Origin of the sequence: Sivoneniella epilithica UHCC 1019 (assembly GCF_040830845.1) — a bacterium.
Classification (GTDB): domain Bacteria; phylum Cyanobacteriota; class Cyanobacteriia; order Leptolyngbyales; family Leptolyngbyaceae; genus ULC077BIN1.
Map to the genome: position 1 here is coordinate 1 of NZ_JBFPDP010000095.1, position 6,386 is coordinate 6,386.

Consider the following 6,386-nt stretch of genomic DNA (forward strand, 5'->3'; position numbering starts at 1 on the left):
GCACGAATAGTAAAACAGTGTGCCAGTTAGCGATCGTGTCGTTAGACAAGGATAGAGAAGCAGGCAAAGATCAAGTCAAGGAGGAATAGCCATGGCGTATAGGGCGTTAGAGTCTCTTTCGGGTGCTGAGTTCAAACGCTTGTGTGGAGTAAGCCGTGAAACATTCAGTGCAATGGTTGAAATAGTCCGTCCCGCTTTAGATCGTCGGGGATGCCGGGGCGGACAAGCCAAACTGAGCGTGGAAGACCAATTGCTGGTGGCATTAGAGTATGGGCGAGAGTATCGCAGCCAGTTTCACATCGGAGTGAGTTGGGGATTGCACGAAACCACGGTGGGGCGGATTGTGCGAAAAGTGGAAGACTTGCTAGTCAACTGTGGCAAGTGCCGGCTACCGAGTCAGCGGCAGTTGTACCAACCCGGTTGGGAGGCGACGGTGATGAGGGTCGATGTGGGAGAGATGGAAATCGAGCGCCCTAAAAAAACAGAAACGCTACTACAGCGGCAAACAAAAATGCCACACCCTAAAAGCTCAAGTGGTGGCGGAGTTTGAAACCGGGCAAATCATTTGTACCGCCGTGGATACTGGCAGAACGCACGACTTTAAGCTGCTCAAGCAAAGTCGTTTACCGTTTGTCTGTTCGCAATTGTGGTTGGCGGATCGAGGCTATCAAGGATTTGCTAACCTTCATGCCGGCGCTTGTACTCCAACCAAAAAGCCTCGTAAGCAGTCGTTGCTAAAGGAAGAAAAGCAGCATAACCGAGCCTTAGCACGATTGCGGGTGCGAATTGAACATGTGATTCGCTGCTTCAAAATCTTCCGCATCTTTTCGGGACGTTATCGTTATCGTAGAAAGCGGTTTGGCTTACGCTTAAATCTCATCGCTGGCTTGTTGAACTACGAACTGGCACATGCCTCATGATTTATGCAGGAGGTCTATTGTCTGGCTCGATCAGCGATCGCTTGCGCAGCAAGATTTTGTCCATCAGCTTCACGAGATGCTGTTTCATATTCTTCTTCGCTTTGGTCACTAACTGCAAGCCCCGTTAATACAGTTCTTCAAACAGCTTTGGGGAGAGGTATCCCCGGTCGCCAAAGAGTTGACCAAAGAGGTCTGGAGTCATTTCTGGTGCCGGTTTACGGTCGTCTGTATTGGCAGGAGTAAGTTTGAATGCCAGTAATTCTCCGCGTTCATTGATAATCAGATGCAGCTTAAAGCCAAACTTCCATCCAGTGTTGACAGGAGTAAGCTTGCTCAAACTGCTGGCAGAAGTCGTCTACATCACAGAACAGGGTGGTTACATCTAGGCGCGATGCGATAGGTTCCATAGCTGAGTCTCGAAAGGTTTACATTCCTTTCAACCTATAGTCTCAGCTTTCCTTTTTGCTCTGCATAGTCTCAGCTTTCCTTTTTGCTCTGCTCCGTCGAACTCACGTTAAAAGTAAGGTTGCGATCGCGGTGCCGCCGTTTGTAGTCAAAAAGTGGCGCAGAGTTGCCGCCATGTAGCAAAACTCTTAAAGCTCATTAACCCACAATCGCAGTAAATTATTCACCTGATCGGGCACCTCATCATGGGGACAGTGCCCCGCTTGCAGATAATATTCCGTCAACTGCGGATAATAATCACGAAACTTAGCACCGCGATCGCGCGCATTAATCCACGGATCGGCTTCGCCCCATAGCATCAACAGCGGACAAGTCAGTTGACTCAATAGCACATCCACCCGTTCCCCTTGAGGAGTGCGAAACACCGATGCAAACACCTTCGGCGCACCGGGATCGCAAGAAGGTTGGTAGATTTCCTCCACTAAGCGATCGGTGACAGCGCTCTGATCGAGGTACACCTTTTCAAGCGTTCTACGAATCAAAAACTTTTGCCGCGCATATTGAAACAGTAAGTAGCTTGCCCAATCCTGCTGAAACAAACCGCGTACTACTGCGCCCATCACTTCTCGAACTGGATCGGGTTTTGGCGGAGTGGCTGTCAGATCAGTAAACGGTCCCGCGCTATTGATTAGCACCAATCCCGCCGCCGAACCAGGACGCTGACTCGCCACACAGAGTGCCGCATAGCCACCCAACGAGTTGCCCACCAGTACCGCAGGCTGTCCAATCACCTCGGTGATAAAGTCATGCAGTTGATCGCGCCAGAGATCGCCGCTATACTGCCAGTCGGGTTTTGCCGATCGCCCAAACCCTAACAAATCGATCGCCCACACTTCAAATTCGTTGCTCAACCCAATGATATTTTTGCGCCAGTGATCGGTTGAGGCACCAAAGCCATGGATGAGCAGTAGGGGAGGGCGATCGCCCCGTCGCTCCCCCGCCTTCACGTAATAAACCTGCTGACCGCGCCACGCCCAATACTGCCCTGGCACCGCGATCGTTGATTCCATCACCGGCATACGTTACAACCCCCAAAAATGACGAACTATAAATGAGTGATCCAGCTTCAACTCAAAACTCAAAACTCAAAACTCAAAACTCAAAACTCAAAACTCAAAACTCAAAACTCAAAACTCAAAACTCAATTAGCTGCCACTAACTCTAGAGCCACCTCAGCGCGATCGGGCATTCCTTCTTGGGTCAGAGCAGGCATTTTGCCACCTTTTTGCAGAAAACCACCCACCATCGCGATTAGGGCATTGACCTTACGGGTGCGCCAAATGTCGATCGCCTCATCCACCGCAGCCGAAGACAACTGTCGCTCCATCGCTTCTCGCAGGTAGGCAGCATGTCCGGTTTCATCGTGAGCAACGCTGAGAATCCCTTTCTTCAAATTGACACTAGCGGGATCGGTGTCAGGCAAGGCATTTGCCATCCGCACAAAATCTTTGCTGGCATCCAGTTCAAGAATGTAGGTACTAGCAAAAAACACCGTCCAATCAATGTTTTCAGGTTTTAGCGCTTCGCTGGAATAATCACTGAAATACGCTTCAAAAAAAGGGCTGCGGCGACGTTCATCGGGCGTTCCGTCGTTCGTCGTTTGTGGAATAGACTTGAAGTCAATCAGTTGCTTATTCAGTTGTTTCAACGCTTGGGCAAAAATTTGACCATGGCGACGCTCATCAGCCGCGTGACGCGCCAGCCGTTCTGCTAGCCAAGTGTCTCCTTCGGCAGTAGCCCGCGCACTGAGCGCTTCCAAAAAGGGAACAGAACCAGATTCCGCCATTTGTAAGGCAGCAAGCGTATTCGGACGAGTTTGCAAATCACGCATGTTCCGAGCGGAAATGTAAGCAGATGCGCCGGAGCCAAGAATATGAAGCAGTTGGGTAGAAAGATTCATAAAATAGTTGCCTAGGAACGTAATTTGCACAAAAAGACACCACAGGCGAGATCCTAGCGTTATTTCAAAAATTTTGTAGCAGCCCAGAAGAAATCTGGCTACAGTTTATGAGGATGTTTGCGGTTGGCTTTGATGAGACAAAAAGTTGATTTAAGGAGTTTTGCAGACTCGTTGAAACTAAGGTCTACAAAGTAGCGATCGCACCTTCAAAAGGGGAACCCGTTCAATGCGCCTGTTCACAACCATCTTAGGGTTACGCTGCTACCTGGATTCCTGTCGCTTCAAACGGCATGACTTAGAGCGATCGGGCAGCTATCCAGAGGTGGCAACTCCCCTAGAAATTGGGTTCGTCCCCACCATGGGAGCACTCCACGCCGGGCATCTCAGCCTCATTCAGCGCGCCCGTAAAGAGAACAAAATTGTCGTCGTTAGCATTTTCGTCAACCCGCTACAATTTGCACCCACCGAAGACTTTCAGCGCTATCCCCGCACCCTAAAACAGGATCAAACCCTCTGCGAACAAGCCCACGTTGATGCTTTATTTGTGCCTGATGCAGAAGAACTAGGACTCATAAAGCGAATGACGAATGGCGAATGGCGTTCGCGTAGCGTCTCCGAAGGAGTTATGGCGAACTCCGAACTCAAAACTCCGAACTCAAAACTCAAAACTCAAAACTCAAAACTCAAAACTCAAAACTCAAAACATTCCCTACGGGAACGCTACGCAAACAAAACTCAAAACTCAAAACTCACCCAAGTGCTTCCTCCTACATCTTTAACAAGCGAACTCTGCGGACGTTCTAGACCGGAACATTTTCAAGGGGTGGCAACGATTGTGACCAAACTGCTGAATATAGTGCAGCCGACTCGTGCCTATTTTGGGCAAAAGGATGCTCAACAGCTTGCCGTGATTCGCCAGTTAGTGATGGATCTGAACCTGCCTGTGGAAATTGTGGGCTGCGCGATCGCCCGTGAACCAAGCGGGTTAGCCCTCAGTTCTCGCAATCAGTATTTGAGTGGCACAGAGCGAGAGCAAGCGGCTATGATTTATCGGGCATTGCAGCAAGCATCATCCGCCTTTCAAGCCGGAGAGCGATTAGGTAGTAAACTAATCGGGGCGGTTAAGGCAATGTTAACCACTGCACCCAATCTCATCCCCGAATACGTTGAACTGGTTCACCCCATGACTATGACTCCCTTAACCCAAATTGAGGATACAGGCTTATTAGCGGTTGCTGCCCGGATTGGCTCTACTCGCTTAATTGACAATGTGCTGCTGAGCGATCGCCAACCCATCGTAGCGATCGATGGACCTGCCGGAGCCGGAAAATCTACCGTAGCGCGGCTCGTTGCCCAAACCCTCGGCTTGGTTTACCTCGACACCGGAGCCATGTATCGCGCCCTTACCTGGTTAGTCATGCAGTCTGGGATTGCCATTGATGACGAACCCGCGATCGCAGAATTGGTGAGCCAGTGTCAGATTGAATTTAGGGAACAGGGAACAGGGAACAAAGATCAGGAAGGAAAAGACCTAAACTCAAAACTCAAAACTCAAAACTCAAAACTCAAAACTCAAAACTCAAAACTCAAAACTTCAACCCCCTCCCTCGCCTCGTCTGCCATCTTCGTCAACGGGCAAGAGGTCACTCAAGCAATTCGCAGCTTGGAAGTGACCTCTCAAGTTTCTGCGATCGCGGCTCAGCCTGCGGTTCGGTGGGCGTTAGTGCGGCAACAGCAACTCTATGGCAAGCACGGCGGCATTGTGATTGAAGGGCGAGATATTGGCACCAATGTGTTTCCTGATGCGGAACTGAAGATTTTTCTGACGGCTTCGGTGCAAGAACGCGCCCGTCGTCGTCAGCGCGATTTGCAAGATCAGGGCATCGGCGATGTCAACCTGGGCAAGTTAGAGCAGTCAATTTACGATCGCGATCGCAAAGATAGCACTCGTTCTCTTGCGCCCCTGTGTAAAGCTGACGACGCGATCGAATTGATCACCGATGGTTTAACAATTCAGGCTGTCATTGATCAAATCGTCGAACGATACAATGCCACAATCCAGTTCTAGAAAGATTTAAGCTTGGTAAAGTCTTCACTTTGACGGTCTGCTTTCTGTGTATCTCTTTACCTATTTTTGTTTTCTTTGCAATATGGTGGAGTCAGTTTTGACTGTATTCCCCTATTTATGGTGATGTTCTATGACAAAGATCCTGTTAACAGGCACAAATGGACAGGTTGGAGCAGAACTAAAACAAACCTTAGCGCCTCTTGGTGAACTGACGGCAATTGATCGCACCCAGTGGGATTTGGCAAACCCCGACACTATCCACGCGCTCGTCGAGCAATTGCAACCCACGATTATTGTCAATGCAGCGGCTTACACTGCCGTAGACAAGGCAGAAAGTGAGCCGGATTTGGCAACCCTGGTGAATGGCAAAGCTACTGGCATTTTGGCGGAAGCGGCAGACAGCGTAGGAGCCGGACTGATTCACATTTCTACTGATTATGTATTTGATGGCAAAAGCAGTAGTCCTTACCTGGAAACTGCTCCGACCAATCCTCTGGGCGTGTATGGCGCATCAAAATTAGCAGGAGAAGCGGCAATTCGGGCGACATGTCCGAAACACATGATCATCCGCACCGCCTGGGTTTATGGCGTTCAGGGCAAGGGAAACTTTGTGAAAACCATGCTGCGGGTGGGTGCCCAGCGAGAAGAGTTGCGCGTGGTCACTGATCAAATCGGTGCGCCCACCTGGGCAAAGGATCTGGCGCTGGCGATCGCCCATCTCGCGCCTCAACTCACTGCCGAAACCACAGGCACTTATCACTACACCAACAGCGGCGTGTGCAGTTGGTATGATTTTGCTGTCACCATTATCGAAGAAGCTAAGGCAATGGGCTTCCCGCTGCAAGTTCAGCGCGTCATTCCCATTACCACCGAAGAATATCCCCTCCCCGCTCCCCGTCCCCCTTTTTCCGTCCTGTCTCTCAAAAAAACCTCTGCCCTCCTCGGTACTCATCCTCCCCACTGGCTACAAAGTCTCCGTAAAATGCTCACAGAACTACAACAAGTGTCTGGTTAAGCCCATGTTTGAGCAGTT

6 protein-coding genes and 1 pseudogene are annotated in these 6,386 nt (G+C 50.1%); 4 read left to right on the forward strand and 3 right to left on the reverse strand.

The window, feature by feature from the left end:
• Positions 1–91: 91 nt before the first annotated feature.
• Both AB3R30_RS26505 and AB3R30_RS26510 read left to right on the forward strand, forming a co-directional pair.
• Positions 92–550, forward strand: coding sequence for a transposase family protein (locus AB3R30_RS26505; RefSeq protein WP_458652206.1), 459 nt, complete (start codon positions 92–94; stop codon positions 548–550).
• Positions 447–920: a transposase family protein gene (locus tag AB3R30_RS26510; RefSeq protein ID WP_458652207.1), complete on the forward strand. Its 474-nt coding sequence runs from the start codon at positions 447–449 to the stop codon at positions 918–920. Before AB3R30_RS26505 ends, AB3R30_RS26510 begins: the two co-directional genes overlap by 104 nt.
• Before the next feature lie 16 nt (positions 921–936).
• On the opposite strand, the pseudogene AB3R30_RS26515 reads toward AB3R30_RS26510, so the two are convergent.
• The 3 genes and pseudogenes from AB3R30_RS26515 to AB3R30_RS26525 all read right to left on the reverse strand — a co-directional run.
• Positions 937–1,236: pseudogene (locus tag AB3R30_RS26515) on the reverse strand (transposase); the annotation flags it as partial.
• A gap of 277 nt (positions 1,237–1,513) precedes the next feature.
• Complete coding sequence (locus AB3R30_RS26520) at positions 1,514–2,404, reverse strand: alpha/beta fold hydrolase (protein WP_458652208.1); 891 nt, start codon at positions 2,402–2,404, stop codon at positions 1,514–1,516.
• Positions 2,405–2,526: 122 nt separating this feature from the next.
• Entirely contained in the window at positions 2,527–3,285 is a 759-nt protein-coding gene (locus AB3R30_RS26525; RefSeq protein ID WP_458652209.1) for a ferritin-like domain-containing protein, read from the reverse strand.
• A gap of 226 nt (positions 3,286–3,511) precedes the next feature.
• Here AB3R30_RS26525 and cmk point away from each other — a divergent pair, with 226 nt between their 5' ends.
• Together cmk and rfbD are read left to right on the forward strand one after the other, a co-directional pair.
• Positions 3,512–5,353 (forward strand): (d)CMP kinase, encoded by a 1,842-nt coding sequence (cmk, locus tag AB3R30_RS26530; RefSeq protein WP_458652210.1) that lies wholly within the window; start codon positions 3,512–3,514, stop codon positions 5,351–5,353.
• 130 nt (positions 5,354–5,483) lie between these two features.
• Positions 5,484–6,368 carry a dTDP-4-dehydrorhamnose reductase gene (rfbD, locus tag AB3R30_RS26535; protein ID WP_458652211.1) on the forward strand — a complete coding sequence of 295 codons (885 nt, stop codon included), beginning with the start codon at positions 5,484–5,486 and terminating at the stop codon, positions 6,366–6,368.
• The last annotated feature ends 18 nt before the right edge of the window (positions 6,369–6,386 follow it).